This is a genomic window from Actinomadura vinacea, from assembly GCF_039532545.1.
In the GTDB taxonomy this organism is placed as follows: domain Bacteria; phylum Actinomycetota; class Actinomycetes; order Streptosporangiales; family Streptosporangiaceae; genus Spirillospora; species Spirillospora vinacea.
Genome location: NZ_BAAARW010000018.1, coordinates 1 through 21,195, shown reverse-complemented (window position 1 = coordinate 21,195; position 21,195 = coordinate 1). Strand labels below are relative to the sequence as shown.

At 71.6% G+C, this 21,195-nt stretch carries 2 protein-coding genes; one reads left to right on the top strand and one right to left on the bottom strand.

The features are described from left to right. Positions 1–265 precede the first annotated feature (265 nt). The gene (locus ABD340_RS23680) at positions 266–1,066 is read left to right on the top strand and encodes a sulfotransferase family protein (RefSeq protein WP_344591681.1); all 801 of its coding nucleotides are present in this window, start codon (positions 266–268) and stop codon (positions 1,064–1,066) included. Between the two features lie 72 nt (positions 1,067–1,138). On the opposite strand, the gene ABD340_RS23675 is transcribed toward ABD340_RS23680, so the two are convergent. Beyond that, on the bottom strand, positions 1,139–21,184 hold the full coding sequence (locus tag ABD340_RS23675) for a non-ribosomal peptide synthetase (RefSeq protein WP_344591679.1): 20,046 nt from the start codon (positions 21,182–21,184) through the stop codon (positions 1,139–1,141). Positions 21,185–21,195: the final 11 nt, after the last annotated feature.

Here is a 21,195-nt window from a genome sequence, read left to right as displayed (position 1 = left end):
AATACAGGAGTTGAACACTCGGCGCCCCATGGCGACCCGCACCTACAGCCGGTTATCGTATTCGCCGCACGATACAGAATGGAGGACAAGAGTGACAAAGAAGACTCGCGCCGAGCGCATCATTTTGGTTTCCATGATCAAGTCGGGGACGCACCTCATAACCGAGCTATTAACGGCGCTCGGTTATCGGATGCACGGACATGTCCGCGTCAGGCCGGAGACGAAGCCTGTGCTCGACCGCGGGACCCGCTGGCGTATGGCCGGCATGGTCTATGACGACGAGCGGCTGACCGACCTCAAGAAGCAGGACGAGGCGATCTTCACGGCCGCGACCGACCAGGCCTGGGAGGCGCTGGCCTGGGCCTGGAAGCTGCGCTGGGGCATGCCGCTGGTCAACCAGTACAGCTCCGAGCTCATCAACACGAGCCTGGTCAGGCAGGCCCTCGAGCGGACCGCCGGCACACCGTTCACCGAGACACCCGCCAACGTCTGCTGGGTGCTGCACGAGTTCGACGTCCGGAACATCGATGGAGCGTTCCTGAGCAGCTGGGCGGGGACCGGGGAGCCGCGCGTCATCTTCAATTACCGCGATCCCCGTGACGTGATCCTCTCCATGATCAACTTCGCCTCGGGCCGCACCAAGGGCGGCCTGAGCGCCATCAACAACCTGCAGGCGTTCAGCAGCATCCTGTGCTCCATGCCGACCCTCGACGAACGGCTCACCTACGCGCTGACCGACGAGTCCTTCCCCGCCCAAGCCCGCGACTACATGCGGATGCTGTGGCTGCTCCACCACCCGAACGTCTACGCGACGTCGTTCGAGGACCTCGTCGGTCCCGAGGGCGGCGGCTCCGCCGAGGCGCAGCTCCGCGCCACCGCGGGCCTCATCGAGTTCCTGGGCGCCGACGCCGCTCCCGAAGACGTGGCCCGGAACCTGTTCAACCGCGACGCCTTCACCTTCTTCAAGGGGCAGGTGGGCGGGTGGAAAGAGGTCTACACCGACGAGCACCGGCGCATCGCCGACAAACGCTTCGCCGAGGTCCTCCCGCTCTACGGCTACGTCTGACGAACCCGCCTGCCCGGACAGTGAGCCCGGGTCCCTGGCCGGGGCCCGGGCTTCACCTCCGCCGCCGAAGCCCTACCGCAAGCGGTCGAGCTCGGCGCTGAGCAGGGTGCCGATCGCCCGCGCCGACTCCTTGTAGAACACCGACGAGTGCTTGCCGGGCACCTCGATGATCTCCGGCTCCGACTGGAGTCCCGTCCGCCAGTTCTCGACCGTCTGGCGCTTCCAGCCGGACGGGTCGCCCGCTGGGATCAGCAGGACCACCCGTCCGTCATAGGGCCGCATCCCGCGGTGCTGGAGCTCGCCGTAGTAGGCGTACGCGCCCCGGTTGATCGCCAGGGACCGCATGACCCTCAGCGCGTGCTTGTCGCCCTTGCGCACTCCCACCTTGATCTCCTTGCTCGGCGTTCCGTACTTCACCAGCCGCTTCTCATTGGCCTTGGCGAGTCGCGTGTCCGGCGGGCCGCTGATGGTCGCGTTGAGGTCGTCCAGGATCGCCCGTGCCTCCTCGTCGAAGGCCTTCTCGGGCAAGGTGCCGGCGTAGGGCTGGAGCGCGGGCGCCATCAGGAAGACTCCGCCGACCTCCTTGCCCATGGCCGCCAGCCGGCGCGCCATCTCGACCGCGATGTACGTGCTCCCGGACTGCGCGACGAACACGTACGGCCCGCGCGGCTGCACCTGGCGCACCTCGCTGACGTACGCCGCCGCCATTTCCTCGATCGACTCCGGCGGTGGCTCGTCGCCGGAGAAGCCGCGGGCCTGCAGCCCGATCACCTGCTGCCCCTCCCTGACGTTCTCGGCGATCTCGGCGTACGCGGCCACCTCTCCGGTGAGCGAGTGCACCGCGAACAGCGCGGGCAGCTCGGTCCCGGTCCGGATGGCGACCACCGACTGCAGCTCCTCGGTACGCATCGTGAGGAGCGGCGCCACGTCGGCAATGGTCGGCCGGTCGAACAGGTCGCTGACGCTCAGGTCGTGACCGCGCGCCCTGAGCTTGCCGACGATCTCGGTCACCTGAAGCGAGCTGCCGCCCAGCTCGAAGAAGTGGTCCTGTGAGCCGACCCGTTCCACGCCCAGGACCTCCTGCCAGATCTCCGCCAGCAGCTCCTCGGCGGGCCCGTCCGGAGCCGCGAACGGGGCCGTGTCGGGCCGGACCAGGTCGGGCGCGGGCAGCAGGGCCCGGTCGATCTTCCCGTTGGGCGTCACCGGCAGGCTGCCCAGCTCGGTGAACACCGCCGGCACCATGTAGTCCGGCAGTCGCCGCCGCAGCGCCTCGCGCAGATCGGCCGTGGGCGGCAGGCCCTCGGCGGGGTCGGCCGGCACGAGGTAGGCGGCCAGGCGCCGGTCGGTGCCCTCCCCGTACGCGGTCACCACGGCGGTGCGCACGTCCGGGTGGGCGGCGAGCGCCGTCTCGATCTCGCCGGGCTCGATCCGGAAGCCGCGGACCTTGACCTGGTCGTCGGCGCGTCCGAGGAACTCCAACTGCCCGTCCGGCAGCCACCGCACCTGGTCGCCCGACCGGTACATCCGCGACCCGTCGGCCGCGAACGGGTCGGCCGGGAACCGCTCGGCGGTCAGCGCGGCACGGCCGAGATAGCCGCGTGCGATCTGCGCGCCGCCGATGAACAGCCCCCCCGGCACGCCCACCGGCACCGGCCGCAGCCGCCCGTCCAGTACATAAAGGCGGGTATTGGCCATCGGCCTCCCGATCGGAGGATCGACATCGGCGACGCACCGCGCCACCGAGGCGCAGACCGTCGTCTCGGTCGGGCCGTAGGCGTTGAAGAGCCGCCGGTCCACCGTCCAGGCGTCGGCCAGTTGCGGATCGAGGCGCTCGCCCGCCGTGATCAGGGTCGGGATGTCCTCCAGATCGCCGGGCTCGAGGACGTCCAGCAACGAGGGCGGGACGGTCGCCACGGTGGCCCCGGCCCGCGCGGCCAGCTCGGTCAGCCGGTCGGTCTCCGCCCGGTCCCGCGCCGTCGCGATCACCGCCGTGGCTCCCGCGCCCAGCGCCATGACCAGCTCCCAGACCGAGGCGTCGAAGCTGTACGGCGCGAACTGGAGCACCCTGGCGGCGCCGCCGGTGCCGAACGCGGCCTGCTGGGCGGCTACGAGGTTCACCACACCGTCGTGGGTGACCTGGACGCCCTTCGGCCGCCCTGTGGAGCCGGACGTGTAGATCACGTACGCGAGCTGCCCCGGCCGGACGGCGGTCTCGAGCGGCGTGGCCGGCATCGCGACCATGGTCGCCCGCACGACCGGATCGTCCACCATGATCGTGCGGCGCCGTCCCACCGGCAGGTCCTCGATCAGCTCGGTGGTGCCGACCAGCACGGGCACCTGGCTGTCGGCCAGCATGAACTCCAGCCGCTCCACCGGATACTCGGGATCCAGCGGCAGGTAGCCGCCACCGGCCTGCCACACCGCGAGCACCGCGACGACCATGTCCAGTCCGCGGGGCAGGCACAGTCCGACCACGGTCTCGGGGCCCACCCCGGCGCCGCGCAGGTAGTGCGCCAGGCGCCTCGCCCGGTCCATCAGGCCGTCGTACGTCAGCAACGTACCGTCGCAGACGGCCGCGACCGAGTCGGGTTTCGCCACGGCCCGTTCGGCGATCAGTTCGTGCGCGCCGTTCACCGGGTCCACGGGCGTCGTGACGTCGTTCCAGCCGGCCAGGATCTGGCGGCGCTCGGGCTCGGCCAGGAGCGGCAGATCCCAGACGCCCCGCTCCGCGTCCGCCGCGACCGCCGTGAGGATCGCGGCCATGTGGCGTGCCATGCGTTCGATCGTCGAGGCGTCGAACAGCGCCAGGCTGTAGCGGATCTCGCCCGCCAGCGAGCCGTCCACCGCCTCGTCCAGCGACATCACCAGATCGAACTGCACGGGCAGCTGGTCGGGCTGGGCCGGTTCGCCGGGCCGGTCAGAGCCGTCGCCGGCCATCCTGATCTCGTCGGGCTGCGCGTTCCCGTAGTTGAAGGACACCTGGGCGAGCGGGGCGCGGGACCGGTCGCGCCCGGCCACCAGGGCGTCCACCAACTGCTCGAACGGCAGGTCCTGATGGGCGTAGGCACCCAGCGCCGTCTCCCGCACCCGCGCCAGCAGCTCGGTGAACGAGGGATCGCCGGTCAGGTCGACGCGCAGGACCAGCGTGTTCACGAAGAACCCGACCAGGTCCTCGATCTCGGCCCGGTGCCGGTTCGCGACGGGCGTGCTCGCCAGCACGTTCTCCTGACCGCTGTAGCGGCCCAGCAGCGCCCCGAACGCCGCGAACAAGGTCATGAACATCGTCGCGCCACCGGCGCCGGCCACCACGCGCACTCCGGCCACCACCTCTGCCGGGACGGTGAACGTGATCACCGCGCCCTCGGTGGAGCGCAGCGGCGGACGCGGCCGGTCGGTGGGCAGCTCCAGCACCGGCATCCCCGCCAGCTGGTCCCGCCAGTACTCCAGCTGCCCCGCCAGCGCCTCACCCGAGTGCCACTGCCGCTGCCAAACCGCGAAGTCGGCGTACTGCACCGGCAACGGTGTCAGCGGCGAAGGCCGGCCTGCGGCGAAGGCGGAGTAGAGCGCCGACAGATCGCGGCGCAGGATCCGGCCTGACCACTCGTCGAAGACCACATGGTGCAGCGAGAGCGCCAGCAGATGCCGGTCCGGTGCCATTCTGAGCAGCACCGCGCGGAGCATGGGGCCGGCGGCGAGGTCGAACGGCGCGTCCTTGTCCTGGACGACCACCCGCTCGGCGGCGGTCTCGGGGGCCGGTTCCCCGGACACGTCGGCGACGAGCAGCCGGCCCTTGGGAGGCGGGTCGATCACCTGGTGGGCCATCCCGTCCGGGCCGGTGACCAGCCGGGTCCGCAGGACCTCGTGCCGCCGGGTGAGCGCGGAGAGGGCGGCGCCCAGGGCGGCCACGTCGACGGCCCCGGTCAAGGGGATGCGGACCGCCATGTTGTACTCGGCCGAGCCTGGCCCTAGCTGGTCGAGGAACCACAGCCGCTGCTGCGCGAACGACAGCGGCACCGCCTGGTCGCGGGCGGCCGGCGTCACCGGCGGTACCGCGGCGCGCCCGGCGCTCTCCACGACCGTGGCCAGCCGGGCGACGGTGGGCTGGTCGAACAGCGCGGCGAGTGGGATCTCCGCCTGGAAGACCTCACGGATCCGGGAGATCAGCCGGGTGGCGAGCAGCGAGTGCCCGCCCAGCTCGAAGAAGTTGTCCGCGGTGCCGATCCGGTCGGCGCCCAGCACCTCGGCCCACAGGCCCGCCAGCAGCTCCTCCTCCGGGGTGGCGGGCGCCACGTAGGCCACCGCGCCTCGCCGCTTGCCTCCGGGGGCCGGCAGAGCGCCGCGATCCAGCTTGCCGTTCGGGGTTCGCGGCAGCTCGGCCAGCTCCATGAACACCGCCGGGACCATGAACTCCGGAACGTCGCTCCGGAGATGGTCGCGCAGCCGCGCGTCCGACGGGACACCGGCCGACGGGTCGGCGGCGACCAGGTAGGCGACCAGCCGCCGGTCCGCGACGTCGCCGGACGCCGTGACGACCGCCGACCTCACGCCGGGGTGCGCGGCCAGCGCGGCCTCGATCTCCCCGAGCTCGATCCGGAAGCCGCGGACCTTCACCTGGTGGTCGATGCGGCCGAGGAACTCCAGGTTCCCGTCCGGCAGGCGCCGGACCAGGTCCCCGGTCCGGTACAGCCGCGAGCCGTCGGCGGCGAACGGGTCGGCAACGAACCGTTCCGCTGTCAGCGCGGGACGGCCGCCGTATCCGCGGGCCACGCCGTCGCCGCCGATGAACAGTTCACCGGTGACGCCCAGGGGCACCGGGCCGAGCCTGGCGTCAAGCACCCGGATCCGGGTGTTGGCGACCGGCGCCCCGAGGAGCGCGCGCCCGGTCCCGGTGATCTGTTCGCAGGTCGACCAGATCGTTGTCTCGGTCGGCCCGTACATGTTCCATACGCCTGCCGTCCGCTCCAGCAGCGCCGCGGCCAGCCCGCCCGGCAGCGCCTCGCCGCCGCACAGTACCCGCAGGCCAGGCGCCCCGGCCCAGCCGTTGCCGGTCAGCATCTGCCACGTCGCCGGGGTCGCCTGCATGACCGTCGCCCCGGACCGGGTGATCTCGGCGGCGAGCAGTCCCGGCTCCCGGACGGTGTCGCGGCCCGCGAGGACGACCCGCGCACCCACGGTCAGCGGGAGGACGAGTTCCAGACCCGCGATGTCGAAACCGAGCGTGGTCACCGCCAGCAGGACGTCGGCATCAGTGAGGCCCGGCCGCTCGGCCATCGTCGAAAGGAAGTTCACCAGATTGTGGTGCGTGACCTGGACTCCCTTCGGCCGTCCCGTGGAGCCCGAGGTGTAGATGACGTAGGCCAGCCGGCCTGCGGCGCTCGTCTCCCAGGAAGCGATGCTCGCCGGGGTGCCGCCGGGCTCGTCCAGCCACACCGCCGTTTCCACCGCCGCGTCCTCGACGAGGGCCGCACCGACGTCACGGTGACCCACCAACACCGACGCTCCGCTGTCGGCCAGCATGAACCGCAACCGGTCGGACGGGTAGTCGGGGTCCAGCGGCAGGTAGGCGCCACCCGCCCGCCACACGGCCAGCACCGCCACGACCATGTCCACGCCACGTCGCAGGCAGAGTCCGACCACCGATTCGGTGCCGACACCCGCCTCGCGCAAGCGGTGCGCGAGCCGGTCCGCCCGCGCCATCAGGGCGCCGTAGGTCAGCGTCATTCCCTCGGAGACCACGGCCACCGCGCCCGGGACGGCCTCGGCCTGCTCGGCGACAAGCTCGTGCGCCGTCGTCACGCCGGGCAGCGCCGCGACGGTCTCGTTCCAGCCGTCGACCGCCAGCGTCCGTTCGGCCGGGGTCAGCATCGGAATGCGCGACAACGGCAGAGCGGCGTCGTCCGCCACCGCCTCCAGGAGCGTCACCAGGTGCGCCGCCATCCCTTCCACGGTCGCGGCATCGAACAGCGCGGGGCTGTAGTGCAGCGCGCACGAGATCCCGCCGCCCGTCTCCGTCACGACCAGGGACAGATCGAACAACGCGGGCGGTGCCCCGGAATCCGCCTCCGGATGATCGGCGGTGCCGGCGTCCGCGTCGTCGCCCACGGTGTAGCTGTAGAAGACCTCGAACAGTGGCGTCCTGGAACGGTCTCGTTCGGTCACCAGGGCGTCCACCAGCTGTTCGAACGGCAGGTCCTGGTGCGCGTAGGCGCCCAGCGCCGTCTCCCGCACCCGCCCGACCAACTCGTTGAACGCCGGGTCACCCGACAGGTCCGTCCGCAGCACGAGCGTGTTCACGAAGTACCCGATGAGGTCCTCGGTCTCGGCACGGTTGCGGCCCGCGACAGGCGTGCCGACCACCACGTCCTCGACGCCGCAGTACCGGCCGAGCAGGACGTCGAACGCGGCCAGCAGAGTCATGAACATGGACGCGTTGCCCTCCCGGGCCACCGCGCGCAGCCGCGCCGTGGTCCCGGCCTCGACGGTGAATCCGGTGACCGCGCCCTCGGCCGAGCGGACCGGGGGACGCGGCCGGTCGGTGGGCAGCTCCGGCGCTGTCGAGCCGGCCAGCCGATCCCGCCAGTAGCCCAGCTGTGCCTCGAGGACGTCGCCCGCCAGCCACTCGCGCTGCCATGCCGCGAAGTCGGCGTACTGGAGTTCCAGCGGCGGCAGCGGGTCCGGCTCACCGGCGCCGAAGGCGGCGTAAAGGGCCGCCAGCTCGCGCTTGAAGATCCGCCCGGACCACTCGTCCGAGATCACGTGATGCATGGACAACGCCAGCACATGCTCGCCGGCGCCCAGCCTGATCAGGCACCCGCGCATCAGCGGCCCGCGCGCAAGATCGAACGGGGTCTCGGCGTCCTCGGCCACCAGCCGTTCGGACGCGGCCCGGGGGTGCGCCATGCCGGACACGTCGACGACGGGGAGCGGGAACGGCCCGGCTGGGTCGATCACCTGCCGCGCCTGGCCGTCCGGGCCCGTCACGAGCCGGGTGCGCAGCACCTCGTGCCGCGCGGCCACGCCGGTCAGCGCCAAGGTCAGCGCGGCGACGTCGAGGTCGCCGTGCCAGGGCATCGGCATGGGCAGGTTGTACTCCGGCGACCCGGGTTCCAGCTGGTCGAGGAACCAGAGCCGCTGCTGGCCGAACGACAGCGGCAACGGGTGGTCGCGGCCGGCGACGGTGACCGGTGGCGCCAGCGTTCCCGGCGTGATCTCGTCGATCACCGCGGCGAGCCCGGCGACCGTGGGCCGGTCGAACAACGCCGTCAGAGGCACCTCGACCTGGAACATCGCGCGGATCCGGGAGATCGCCCGGGTGGCCAGCAGCGAGTGGCCGCCCAGCTCGAAGAAGTCGTCCTCGGCGCCGACCCGTTCGACGTCCAGCACGCGTTCCCAGATCCCCGCGAGCAGCTCCTCGGTGGGCGTCGCCGGTGCCACGAAACCCACCGGACCGGACCGGACCCCGTCTGGCGCGGGCAGCGCGGCCCGGTCCAGCTTGGCGTTCTGGGTGAGCGGCAGGGCGGCCAACTCGACGAACACCGCCGGGATCATGAACTCCGGCACGGCGAACCGCAGGTGGTCGCGCAGCTCCCCGACCGTGGGGATGCCCGCGTCCTGGTCGGCGGGCACCAGGTAGCCGACCAGCCTGCGGTCCGCGCCCTGGCCGACGGCCGTCACGGCCGCCGAACGCACCCGCGGGTGGGCGGTGAGGGCTGCCTCGACCTCGCCGGGCTCGATGCGGAAGCCGCGCACCTTGAGCTGGTGGTCGGCCCGTCCGATGAACTCCAGTCGCCCGTCGGGCCGCCACCGCGCCCGGTCGCCCGTCCGGTACATCCGGGAGCCGTCGGCGGCGAACGGGTCGGCGATGAACCGCTCCGCGCTGAGCGAGGGGCGGTCGCCGTAGCCGCGAGCCAGCCCCGCGCCCCCGATGAACAGTTCACCGGGCACGCCCACGGGGACGACACCGAGCCACGCGTCCAGCACGTACATCCGGGTGTTGGCGATCGGCGAGCCGATGGGCGGCTCGCCGGGCGCGTCCGGGTCGGCGGGCGAGATGCTGGAGATGACCGTGGTCTCGGTGGGCCCGTAGGTCGTGTGCATGCGCCGTCCCGGAGCCCAGTCGCTCACCACCCGGGCGCTCACCGGTTCCGACCCGACGTTCAGCGTCGTGACGCCCGGCATTCCGGCGGGGTCGAGCACGCCCAGCAGGGACGGTGGCACGCTGATCGATCGCACGCCGTCATCGCGGATCATCGCGCTCAGCAACGCGGGTTCGGCCCGTTCCGCCGCGGTGGCCACCACCAGCGTCCCGCCGCCCGCCAGCACAGTGGCGATGTCGCGCGAGGCCGCGTCGAAGCTGAACGAGGCGAACTGCATCACCCGAATGCCGGGCTCGGCGGCCATCGACTCCCGCAGGGCCGCCGTCAGGTTGATGAGGCCCCCGTGCGTGACGTGCACACCCTTGGGAGCGCCGGTCGACCCAGAGGTGTAGATGACGTACGCCAGCCTGCCGGGCGGCACGGTGCCCCCGGGCGGAATGACCGGCGACGCCGCGTCTTCCAGCCAGGCCGGATCATCCAGCCAGATCGTGTGCTCGGCCGCCAGGGAGCCGGCCACGTCCCGGTGGCCGACCAGGACCCGCACCCGGCTGTCGGCCAGCATGAACGCGAGCCGCTCCGGCGGGTAGCCGGGGTCCAGCGGCAGGTAGGCGCCGCCGGCCTGCCACACGGCCAGCGCGGCGACCACCATCTCCACACCGCGGGGCAGGCACACTCCCACGATCGACTCGGCGCCGGCCCCCGCCGCACGCAGGGCACGGGCGAGCCGGGCCGCGCGTTCCACCAGGCCGCCGTAGGTCAGCGACACGCCATCGCTGACCACCGCGAGCGTGTCGGGAGCGGTCGCGGCCCGCGCACGGACCAACTCGTGCGTTCCGCCCTCAAGCGACACGGGCGCGGCGGTGTCGTTCCAGGCCACAAGCAGCTGCTCCCGCTCCGAGGCGGTCAGCATCGGCAGCCGCGACAGCGGACCGTCCGCGTCCGCCGCCACCGCGTCCAACAGGTTGGCCAGGTGCCCGATGATGCGGTCGGCGGTCTCCGGGTCGAACAGCGCGGTGCTGTACTGGAGCTCGCCGGTGAGGAACCCGTCGGTCTCCCCCAGTCGCACGGCCAGGTCGAACTTCACCGGACGCGGCCGGTGCCGCGGGTCGAATCGATGGCCGCCGGCGCCGGGGAGCCGGCCGTTCTGGTTCGGGTCGGCGGTCACCGCCTGGCCGCCGCCCTCCGGATCCTCGGTGTCGAAGCCGAAGAAGACCTGGAACAGCGGGGTGCGGGACCGGTCGCGGCCGGGCACCAGGGCCTCCACCAGCTGCTCGAACGGCAGGTCCTGGTGGGTATAGGCGTCCAGCGCGGTCCGCCTGACCCGGCGCACCAGTTCGCCGAACGACGGGTCGCCCGACAGGTCGGTGCGCAGCACGAGCGTGTTGACGAAGAACCCGATGAGATCCTCGGTCTCGGCCCGGTTCCGGTTGGCGACCGGCGTGCCGGCGACGATGTCGTCCTGCCCGCTGTAGCGGCCGAGGAGGGCCGCGAACGCGGCGAACGTCGTCATGAACATCGTGGCGCCGCTCTCCCGCGCCAGCACGCGCAGGCCGGCCGTGGTCGCCGCGGAGATCTCGAACCTGGCCACGGCGCCCGCGCTGGAGCGCACGGGCGGCCGGGGCCGGTCGGTGGGCAGCTCCAGCGCCGGCATCCCGGCGAGCCGGTTCTCCCAGTGCTCCTGCTGGGCCTCCAGAACCTCCCCGGTCAGCCACTCCCGCTGCCACACCGCGAAGTCGGCGTACTGCAGCGGCAGCGGCGGCAACGGGTCGGGCTCGCCCGCGCGGAACGCGTCATAGGCCACCGACAGCTCGTGCTTGAAGATCCGGTCCGACCACTCGTCGGAGACCACGTGGTGCATGGACAGCATCAGCACGTGCTCGTCGGCGTCCACCCGCGCCAGCACCGCGCGGATCAGCGGCCCCTCCGCCATGTCGAAGGGCGTTTCCGCGTCGATCGCCACCATCCGCTGCACGACCGGCATCGGATCCACCAGTCCGGACACGTCGGCCACCGGGAGCGGGAAGGAGGCCGGCGGGTCGATGACCTGGTGCGGCACGCCGTCCGGGCCGGCCACCAGCCGGGTCCGCAGCACCTCGTGCCGCGCCACCACCGAGATCAGCGCGGCGCCCAGCGCGGCGACGTCCAACTGGCCGCGCCACGGAATCGGTGAGGGGAGGTTGTAGCCGACCGATCCGGGGTCCATCTGGTCCAGGAACCAGAGGCGTTGCTGCGCGAACGACAGCGGCAGGTCCTGGTCGCGAGGAACGGCCGTGATCGGAGGCGCGACGCCGCCGCGCGACGCCGCCTCGACCACCGTCGCCAGGCTCCGCACCGTGGGCTGGTCGAAGAGGGCCGCGACCGGGACCTCGGCCTGGAACACCTCCCGGACTCGGGAGATCACCTGGGTGGCCAGGAGCGAGTGGCCGCCCAGCGCGAAGAAGTCGTCCTCGGCGCCGACGCGCGGGACCGCCAGCACCTGCGCCCAGATGCCGGCCAGCAGTTCCTGGGTGGTGCCGGACGGGGCCACGAACCCGGCCGGATTCAACGCATCCGGTCCGGGAGCCGGCAGCGCCGCCCGGTCGAGCTTGCCGCTGCGCGTCAGCGGCAAGCTCGCCAGCTCGGTGAACACCGATGGGATCATGAAGTCCGGCAGGTCCTGCCGCAGGTGGTCGCGCAGCTCGCCGGCCGTGGGCAGACCCTCGGCGGGGTCGGCCGGGATCAGATGGGCGACCAGCCGCCGGTCCGCGTCGTCGCCCCAGGGGACCACCACGGCGATGGCGACGGCCGGGTGCGCGGTCAGGGCCGCTTCCACCTCTCCCGGTTCGACCCGGAACCCGCGTACCTTCACCTGGTCGTCGGTGCGGCCCAGGAACTCGAGGCGCCCGTCCGGCAGCCATCGCACCCGGTCGCCCGACCGGTACATGCGCGACCCGTCGGCGGCGTACGGATCGGCCACGAACCGCGCGGCGCTCAGCGCCGGACGGTCGCCGTATCCCCTGGCCAGGCCCGCGCCGGCGATGAACAGCTCGCCCGCCACACCGACCGGCGCCAGGCTCAGCCGGGCGTCCAGCACGTAGACCGTCGTGTCCGCGATCGGCGACCCGATCGGCACGGTCGCGACCGGCTCCCGGATGGGCTCGGCCACGCATGTGATGGTGGCCTCCGTCGGCCCGTAGGTGTTGTAGATCGGCACCGCGGTGCGGTCGAACCAGCGGGCCAGCGAGGCGGGCGAGACGGCCTCGCCGCCCAGGATCATCCAGCGGAGGCAGGGACCGAGGGCCTCTCCGGGCGCCAGGTGCGGGATGACCAGCTCCCAGAGCGCGGGCGTGATCTCCACCGAGGTGACGGCCAGGCGGCGGATCTCCCCGACGACCTGGTCGGCCGACCACAGCTCGGGGCCGCGCAGCACGAGCCGCCCACCGTGCATGAGGATCGCGAAGAGCTGCTCCTGAGCGGCATCGAACGTGACGGACGCGACCTGCAGGGTGACGTCCGCCGTAGTGATCCCGTATCGGCGGGCCATCTCCAGCAGGCGGAGGCTCATCGACCGGTGCTGGATCAGTACGCCCTTGGGTGTGCCCGTCGAGCCGGAGGTGAAGATGACGTACGCCAGGTCGTCCGGCCCGGCCGCGAAGTCCGGGTCGGCCGTGCTGTACACCGCTATCGTGGAGCGGTCTCCGTCGACGAGAAGCGTCGGGGTGGAGATGGACGCCAGCCGCTCCTCCGACCGGGCCGCGGCGATCAGCAGCGCGGCACCGGAGTCGTCCAGCATGTGCCGCAACCGCGGTTCCGGGTGGTCGACGTCGAGCGGCAGGTAGGCCGCTCCCGCCTTGAGCACGCCCAGCAGGGTCACCACCAGCTCCGGACCGCGCTCGAGGCACACGCCGACCACGTCCTCGCGGCCGACGCCAGAGGCCTTGAGCCGGTGCGCGAGCTGGTTGGCCCGCGCGTTCAGCCGGCCGTAGGTGAGCTGCCGGTCGCCCATCACGACCGCGACCGCGTCGGGCGCGCACCGTGCCCGCTCCTGGATCAGCCCGGGAACCGTGCCCACGTCCGCCGTCGTCTCCGCGCCCGTGCCGAGCGAGAGCAGGTCCCCGCGTTCGGTGGCAGGCAGCGGGGCGATCGCGCCGATCCTGCGGGCGGGGTCGGTGACCTCTTCCAGTACGGCGAGCAGATGGCCGATCATCCGCCGGATCGTCGACGCGTCGAACAGCGCGGTGCTGTATTCGAGGTCGCCGAACAGGGGACCCGTACCGGAGTCACTGAACGTGATCGACAGGTCGGACAGCGTCAGGTCCCGCACCGCCTCGGTGCCCGGCATCTTCGTCTCGCCCTCGTACGCGTGCCCGCCGTCCGGCGCGGACATGCCGTCGTCGTCCTCCCTCAGGTAGGTGAAGAACACCTGGAAGAGCGAGGTGCGGGAGCGGTCCCGGTCGGTGACCAGGGCGTCGACCAGCTGCTCGAACGGCAGGTCCTGGTTGGCGAACGCGTCCAGCGCCGTCCGGGTGACCTGTGTCAGCAGCTCGCCGAACGTCGGGTCGCCGGACAGGTCCGTGCGCAGCACGAGCGTGTTGACGAAGAACCCGATGAGATCCTCGGTCTCGGCCTGACCACGACCGGCGACCGGGGTGCCGACGACGACATCGTCCACACCGCAGTAGCGGCCGAGGAACACATCGAAGGCCGCCAGCAGTGTCATGAACACCGTCGAGCCGTGCTCGCGGGCCAGCGCACGCAGCGCCCGCGCGGTCTCGGCCGGGACGACGAACGTCTCCAGCGCTCCGGCCGACGACCGGACGGCCGGACGGGGCCGGTCGATCGGGAGCTCCAGCACCGGAACACCGGCCAGTTGGTCACGCCAGTACGCGAGCTGCCCGTCCAGTACGTCGCCGGACAACCATTCGCGCTGCCAGACGGCGAAGTCGGCGTACTGCACCGGTAGCGGCGGAAGCGGGTCCGGCAGGCCCGTCCTGAACGCCTCGTAGAACGCCAGCAGGTCACCCTGCAGGACCTCGCCCGACCATTCGTCGGACACCACGTGGTGCATCGTCAGCGCCAGCACGTGCTCGTCCTCGGTGAGCCAGAGCAGCGCGCCGCGGATCAGCGGTCCGCCGGCGAGGTCGAACGGGGTCGCCGCTTCCCGGGCGACCACCCGTTCGGCCAGGCCCAGCGGGTCGTCCGCGCCCGCCAGGTCGACCACCGGCAGCGGGAACGGCGCCGGCGGGTCGATCACCTGGTGGGCGACCCCGTCCGCCCCGGCCACCAGTCGGGTCCGCAGCACTTCGTGGCGCTCGACGACCGCGTCCATGGCCGCCCCGAGCGCGACCACGTCCAGCTCACCGGGCAGCCGGACGGGGAGCATCACGTTGTACTCGACCGAGCCCGGATCGAGCTGGTTCAGGAACCAGAGCCGCTGCTGGGCGAACGACAGCGGCAACGTCTGGTCGCGTGGTGCAGGCGTTATCGGGGGCACCTCGGCGCGCCGGCCCGTGCTCTCGACCGTGGCGGCCAGTCCGCGCAGCGTCGGCCGGGCGAGCAGGGAGGCGAGCGGGACATCGGCACCGAACACCGCCCGGATGCGGGAGGTGAGCCGGATGGCCAGGAGCGAGTGACCGCCGAGTTGGAAGAAGTCGTCCTCGGCGCCGACCCGGTCCACACCGAGCAGCTCGGCCCACATCCCGGCCAGGAGCTCCTCCACGGCGCCCCGCGGCGCGACGAACCCGCCAACGTCCACACGAGAACCATCGACCGCGGGTAACGCGGCCCGGTCGAGCTTGCCGTTCGGCAACAGCGGCAACGCATCCAGCTCGGCGAAGACCGACGGAACCATGTATTCCGGGAGCCGCGTCCCCGCGAACTCCCGCAGCTCAGCCACCGGGGGGACCGGACCGTCAGGCACCAGATACGCCGCCAGCACCCGCTCCGAGCCGTCCCCCACCGGGGCGACGACCACCGACCGCACTCCCGGATGGGCAGCGAGCACCGCTTCGATCTCGCCAGGCTCGACCCGGAACCCCCGCACCTTCACCTGGTCGTCAACACGCCCGAGGATCTCCAGCCTGCCGTCCGGAAGCCACCGCGCCCGATCCCCCGTCCGATACATCCGAGAGCCGTCGGCGACGAACAAGTCGGCGACGAACAGCGCCGCGGTCAACGCAGCCCGGCCCCGGTAGCCGCGCGCCACCTGCTCGCCCGCAATGAAGATCTCGCCCACCACGCCGACCGGCACCACATCCAGATCGGCGCCCAGCACGTATATCCGGTTGCCCGGCAGAGGGACACCGATCGTCGGCAGGCCCGCGACCGCAGAACCCACCTCACCCTCGGTGACCATCACGGTCGCCTCCGTGGGGCCATAGGTGTTCACGAGCTCACGGCCGTCCGCCCAAGCCGCCGCGACCCTTCCGGTCAACAGCTCGCCCCCCACCAGCAGCCGCCGCAGTCCCGTGACCTCACCGGGATCCAGCACCTCGAGCAACGACGGCGTCACATCCGTCCTCGTCACGCCACCGGCCCGGATCAACCCGGTCAACAGGCCCGGCTCAGCGCGCTGCCGCAGGGTCGCCACCACCAGCGTGCCACCGGCCGCCAGAACGACCGCCATGTCCAGGACCGAGGTGTCGAAGCTGAACGAGGCGAACTGCAACGTGCGGGTTCCCGGACCGACGTCGGGCACCGAGGCCATCGCCAGTACCAGGTTCACCAGGCCTGTGTGGGTGCACTGCACGCCCTTGGGGCGTCCGGTCGATCCCGAGGTGTAGATGACGTAGGCGACCTGGTCGGGGTGCGTCGCGGTGACGTCGGGGCTGGAGGGACCGGCCATGGCCGCGGCGATCTCCTCGTCGCCGATCTGCACGGTCGCCTGGCTGTCGGCGAGCATGAAGTCCAGCCGGTCGGACGGGTAGTCCGGGTCCAGCGGAAGGTAGGCGCCACCGGCCTGCCACACGCCCAGCACCGCCGCCACCATGTCCAGGTCACGCCCCAGGCGCAGCGCGACCACCGACTCGGCGCCTACGCCCATACCGCGCAGGTAGTGCGCCACCCGGGCCGCCCGCTCCATCAACCCGGCGTAGGTCAGGCAGGCGTCACCGCACACCAGCGCCACCGCGTCCGGACGCTCGACCGCCTGAGCCGCGATCAGCTCAAGCACACCGTCCACGCCCGGAGCCGCGACGGCGGTGTCGTTCCATTCGCCGACCAGCACGGCACGCTCGGCGGCCGTCAGGACCGGCAACTCGCCGACGCGCCCACCGGTGTCGGCAACGATCGCCCCGAGAACCGTGGCGAGGTGGCCTGCCAGCCGCCCGACGGTCGCCGAGTCATAACGCGCCTGGTCGTAGCTCAGCCGTACGGCGAGTTCACGCCCGTACCCGGCGGAAACGCTGAGCGGGTAGTTGCCCTGGTCGCGGCCGTGGTTGATCCCCGCCCGCAGCCCCCCGGCCGCCGACCGCTCCTGCCCTTCCTCCAGTTCCTCGACCGGGTAGTTCTCGAAGACGAACAACGTGGTGAACAGCGCCTCCCCGCCGGCCATATCGGCGCAGGCGGCCACCTCCACCAGCGGGGTGTGCTCGAACCGCCGTGCCCGCACCTGCTCGTCCTGGAGCGCGGCGAGCCACTCGGTCACGAGCCGGTCGCGGTCGACGTCGATGCGCACCGGCGTGGTGTTGATCAACAGGCCGACCATGGAGTCCATGCCGTCGATCTGGCCACCACGACCCGACGACGTGACGCCGAAGACCACGTCGTCGCGGCCGCTGTACAGCGCCACCACCAGCGCCCACGCGCCCTGCACCACGGTGTTCACCGTCAGACGGTGCCGCCGCGCGAAATCGGCCACGCCCTCGCGCGCGACCGCCGGCGGCAGAGTGAGACGGAGCTCGGCTTGGCCTTCGTCGCCGGTGTCCCGCTCTACCTGGATCGACACCGGCTCGGTGAAGCCCGCGAGCCGCTCCCGCCAGTACCGTCGCGCCTCCTCCAGATCCTGCCCGGCCGTCCATGCCACGAAGTCGCGGAACGGCTTACGCGCCGCGAACCGCGGCTCCCGGCCGGAGCGGAACGCCTCGTAGGCCTCCAGGACCTCGCTCAGCACGATCGGGTCGCTCCAGCCGTCCATCAGCAGATGGTGGTAGCTCCACACGAGCTGATGCCGGTCCTCCGCCAACCGGATCACCGCGAGGCGGACCAGCGTCGGGGCACTGTAGTCCGCGCCGCGTGCGGCGTCCGCAGCCAGGTGGTCGTCGATCGCCATCCGGCCTCCCGCTTCGTCGAGGCCGAATGCGTCCACCACCTGCCAGGGCAGCGGGACCGAAACCGAGACCACCGCGAGCGGTTCGGGAACCCCGTCCGAGACCACCGTGGTGCGCAGGACCTCGTGCCGTGCGAAGACGAGCTCCCAGGCACTGCGCAACGCGCCCAGATCAAGCTCGCCCTCCAGCAGCAACCCGTTCTGAACCCAGTACATCCCCGGGTCACCAGAAAGCTGCGTATGGAACAACATCCCCTGCTGCAACCCCGTCAACGGATAAACATCCTCGACCACCGTCGACATCCCACCCACGACCAGATCGACACCCGCCTGATCCAGCCCCGCCAACGGGAAATCCGACGGACTACACCCACCGACACCAGGCCGGAGGCAATGATCGATCAGCTGGTCGAGCACCTCGATATAGCGCCGCGCCAGCCTCCCGACCGTGGCCTCGTCATGAACCCGACCGCCGTAGCTCCACTTCAACTCCAGACGACCGTCCACCACCAGACCGTCGATCTCGATCAGGTGGGTCCGCTCGCCCTCCGCGGACTGCGAGTCACCCACCGAGCCGCGCCGCTGCCGGAACCGTCCACCGCCCTCGCCCGTCTCGGCCGCGCCCTCCTGCGGCGGCGCGGGAGCGAGACGGCCGAAGTAGTTGAAGATCACTTCTGCTCCGACGTCCGAGGCCGGCGTCCAGTCGCCGAGATAGCGCAGCAGTCCGTAGCTCAGACCACGGCGCGGGACGGTCCGCAGGTTCTCCTTGGTGCGCCGCAGCGCCGCGCCCAGGTCGCCGTCGGCCGCCGCGCCCAGCACCACCGGGTACACATTGGTGAACCAGCCGACCGTCCGCGAAAGATCGATGTCGGCGCCGACGTCCTCGCGTCCATGGCCCTCCAGGTCGACCAGCACCGACGGCTGCCCGGACCACTCGGTCAGGACCACACCCAGAACACACAGCAGCACATCGTTGATCTGCGTCCGGAACGCCCCGGGCACCTCGCGAAGCAACCGTTCGGTCTGTTCCACCGGCAGGGCGGCCCCGAGGTCGCGGACCGAGGCGTTCAGGTTGGGGCCGTCGTGGTCGCGCGGCAGACGGCCCGCCGCCTCTTCGGTACGTCGCCAGTACGCAGCGTCGCCCGCCAGTTCCGCCGACCCGGCAAGCTCGGTGAGCCGCTCCGACCAGGCCATGAACGACGTCGTCTTGGCGGGCAGCTCGACTCTCTCGTACGCAAGGGACAGGTCCTCCAGCAGGAACGACCACGAGATCGTGTCCACGACGAGGTGGTGCGCCACGATCAGGAGCACCTGGTTCGCTTCGCCGCGTTCGAAGAGCACGGCGCGGAGCAGCGGGCCGTCCGACAGATCCAGGCCGGCCTGTGCCTCGGCGCCGCGGGCCCAGTCGTCACCCTCGACGACCCACAGCAGCTCGCCGGGTTCGACGGCGACCATCCGGCCGGTCCAAACGCCCTCGTCACGGACGAACCGCGAACGTAACGCGTCGTGGTGCTCGACCACCGTGTGCAGGGCCTGCCGCAACCGCTCAGGCGTGACCCGCTCGGTGACTTCCAGCAGGGTCGACTGGTTGAAATGTGCCGCCCCTGGCGCCTCCCGTTCCAGGAACCACCGCTGGATCGGCGACAGCGGCAAGTCGCCCACCACCAGGCCCTGCTCGGCGTCGACCGGGCTCTCCGAGCTCGCCACCGAGGCCAGACCGGCGACGGTCTGGTGGTCGAACACCTGCGCCACCGACACGTGAACGCCCGACTCACGAGCCCGTGCGACGACCTGGATGCTGATGATGGAGTCGCCGCCGAGCTCGAAGAAGTTGTCCTCCACGCCCACCCGTTCGACGCCCAGCACCTGGGCCCACACCTCGGCGAGCACCCGCTCGACCTCGGTGCTCGGCGCGACGTACGTGGTGGCCGACCCGACCCTGTTCTCCTTCGGCGCCGGGAGCGCGGCCCGGTCGATCTTGCCGTTGGGGGTCAGCGGCAGCTCGGCCAGCTCGGTGAACACCGAGGGGATCATGAACGCGGGAAGCCGTTCCGCCACGAACGCCCGCAGCTCCCCCACGTCCGGAACGCCGGCGGCCTGGTCGGCCGGGACGAGGTAGGCGACCAGGCGGCGGCCGGCGTCCTCACCGGAGGCCACCACCACGGCCGCACCCACCATGGGGTGGGTGGCCAGCGCGGTCTCCACCTCGCCCGGCTCGATCCGGAAACCACGCACCTTCACCTGCTCGTCGACACGCCCCAGGAACTCCAGCCGCCCGTCCGGCAGCCACCGCGCCCGATCTCCGGTGCGGTACATCCGCGTCCCGTCGCCTCCGAACGGGTCGGCGACGAACCGTTCGGCCGTCAGAGCGGAACGTCCGCCGTAGCCGCGAGCGACCTGCTCGCCGCCGATCCACAACTCGCCGGGTGCCCGGACGGGCACCGGGTTGAGATGCGCATCCAGCACATAGAGCCGAGTGCCGGGCAGCGGCCCACCGATCGGCACCGGAGCATCGGGCACACCGGCGTCCAGGCCGGTCACCGCGCCGTAGGTGGAGTCGATGGTCGTTTCGGTGACGCCATAGGCGGTCAGCACCCGCGCGTCCGACCCGAGCACCTCACGGGCCCGGATCGCCGCGTCCGACCGCCAGACGTCCGTGGTCACCACCACAAGCCGCAGATCATCCAGCCGCCGGCCATGCTCGACCAGCTGGTCCACGTAACGCGGTGCCGACTCCAGCGCGTTGATCCGCTCAGCCGACATCAGCGCCGCCCACTCGGCGACGTCCAACTGCAACCCGACCCGGCCCAGCACCAACGTCCCGCCCGAGCACAACGCACGCACCACATCACCGGTGAACACGTCAAAGCTCGCGCTCGCCAACGACAACCAGCGATAACGCGAACCCGGCTCAAAATGCGCCGCCTGCCACGCCGCGAACACCATCGCCAACGACCCGAACGTGACCAGCGTGCCCTTCGGCCACCCCGTCGTCCCGGAGGTATAGATCACCGCCGCCAGCCCGGCCGCGTCCACCGGCACCGCAGAACCCATGACCGGACAGGCCTCGATCTCCGGATCATCCAGCCACACCACGGTCAGGCCATCCGCCACGCCCCGCGCGACCGACCGATGCCCGACCAGCACACTCATTCTGCTGTCGGACACCATGAACGCCAACCGGTTAGACGGATACTCCGGATCCAACGCGACGTACGCGGCTCCGGCCCGCCATACCGCGACCACAGCCACCACGAGATCGACACCGCGCTCCAGGCAGAGCCCCACCACCGACTCGGGTCCCACACCCGCACCGCGCAGACAGGAAGCCAGCCGATCCGCCCGCCCCATCAACTCCCCATAGGTCAGCGTCACATCGCCGCTGGCCACGGCAGTGGCATCCAGATCGGCCGCCCCGATCAGGGCACGAATGTCGTCCGCCGCCATGACGGCCGGGCCGAATCCCTGCTCAACCGAGGCCGGCATCGGCAGTTCGGACAACCGCCGATCCCCCGCGACCCCGTCCAACAGCACCCCCAGATGCCCGACCATCCGCTCCACGGTCGCCGCGTCGAACAGCGCGGTACTGAACTCGAGCTCGCCCATGAGGGCGCCCGCGCCGGAATCCTCGACGGTCAGCGTCAGGTCGAACAGCGTGGTCCGCGGCCCGGCCACGGACAGGGACTCGTCCTGCCAATCACCGGCTTCCTGGGCCGCTGAGGCATAGTTGAAGAACACCTGGAAGAGCGGTGTCCGGGAGCGGTCTCGTTCGGTCACCAGAGCGTCGA

What these genes read in the sequence shown, in the direction of transcription:
- ABD340_RS23680 (WP_344591681.1), top strand. Translation starts at nt 266, where the DNA reads ATGGTCTATGACGACGAGCGGCTGACCGACCTCAAGAAGCAGGACGAG.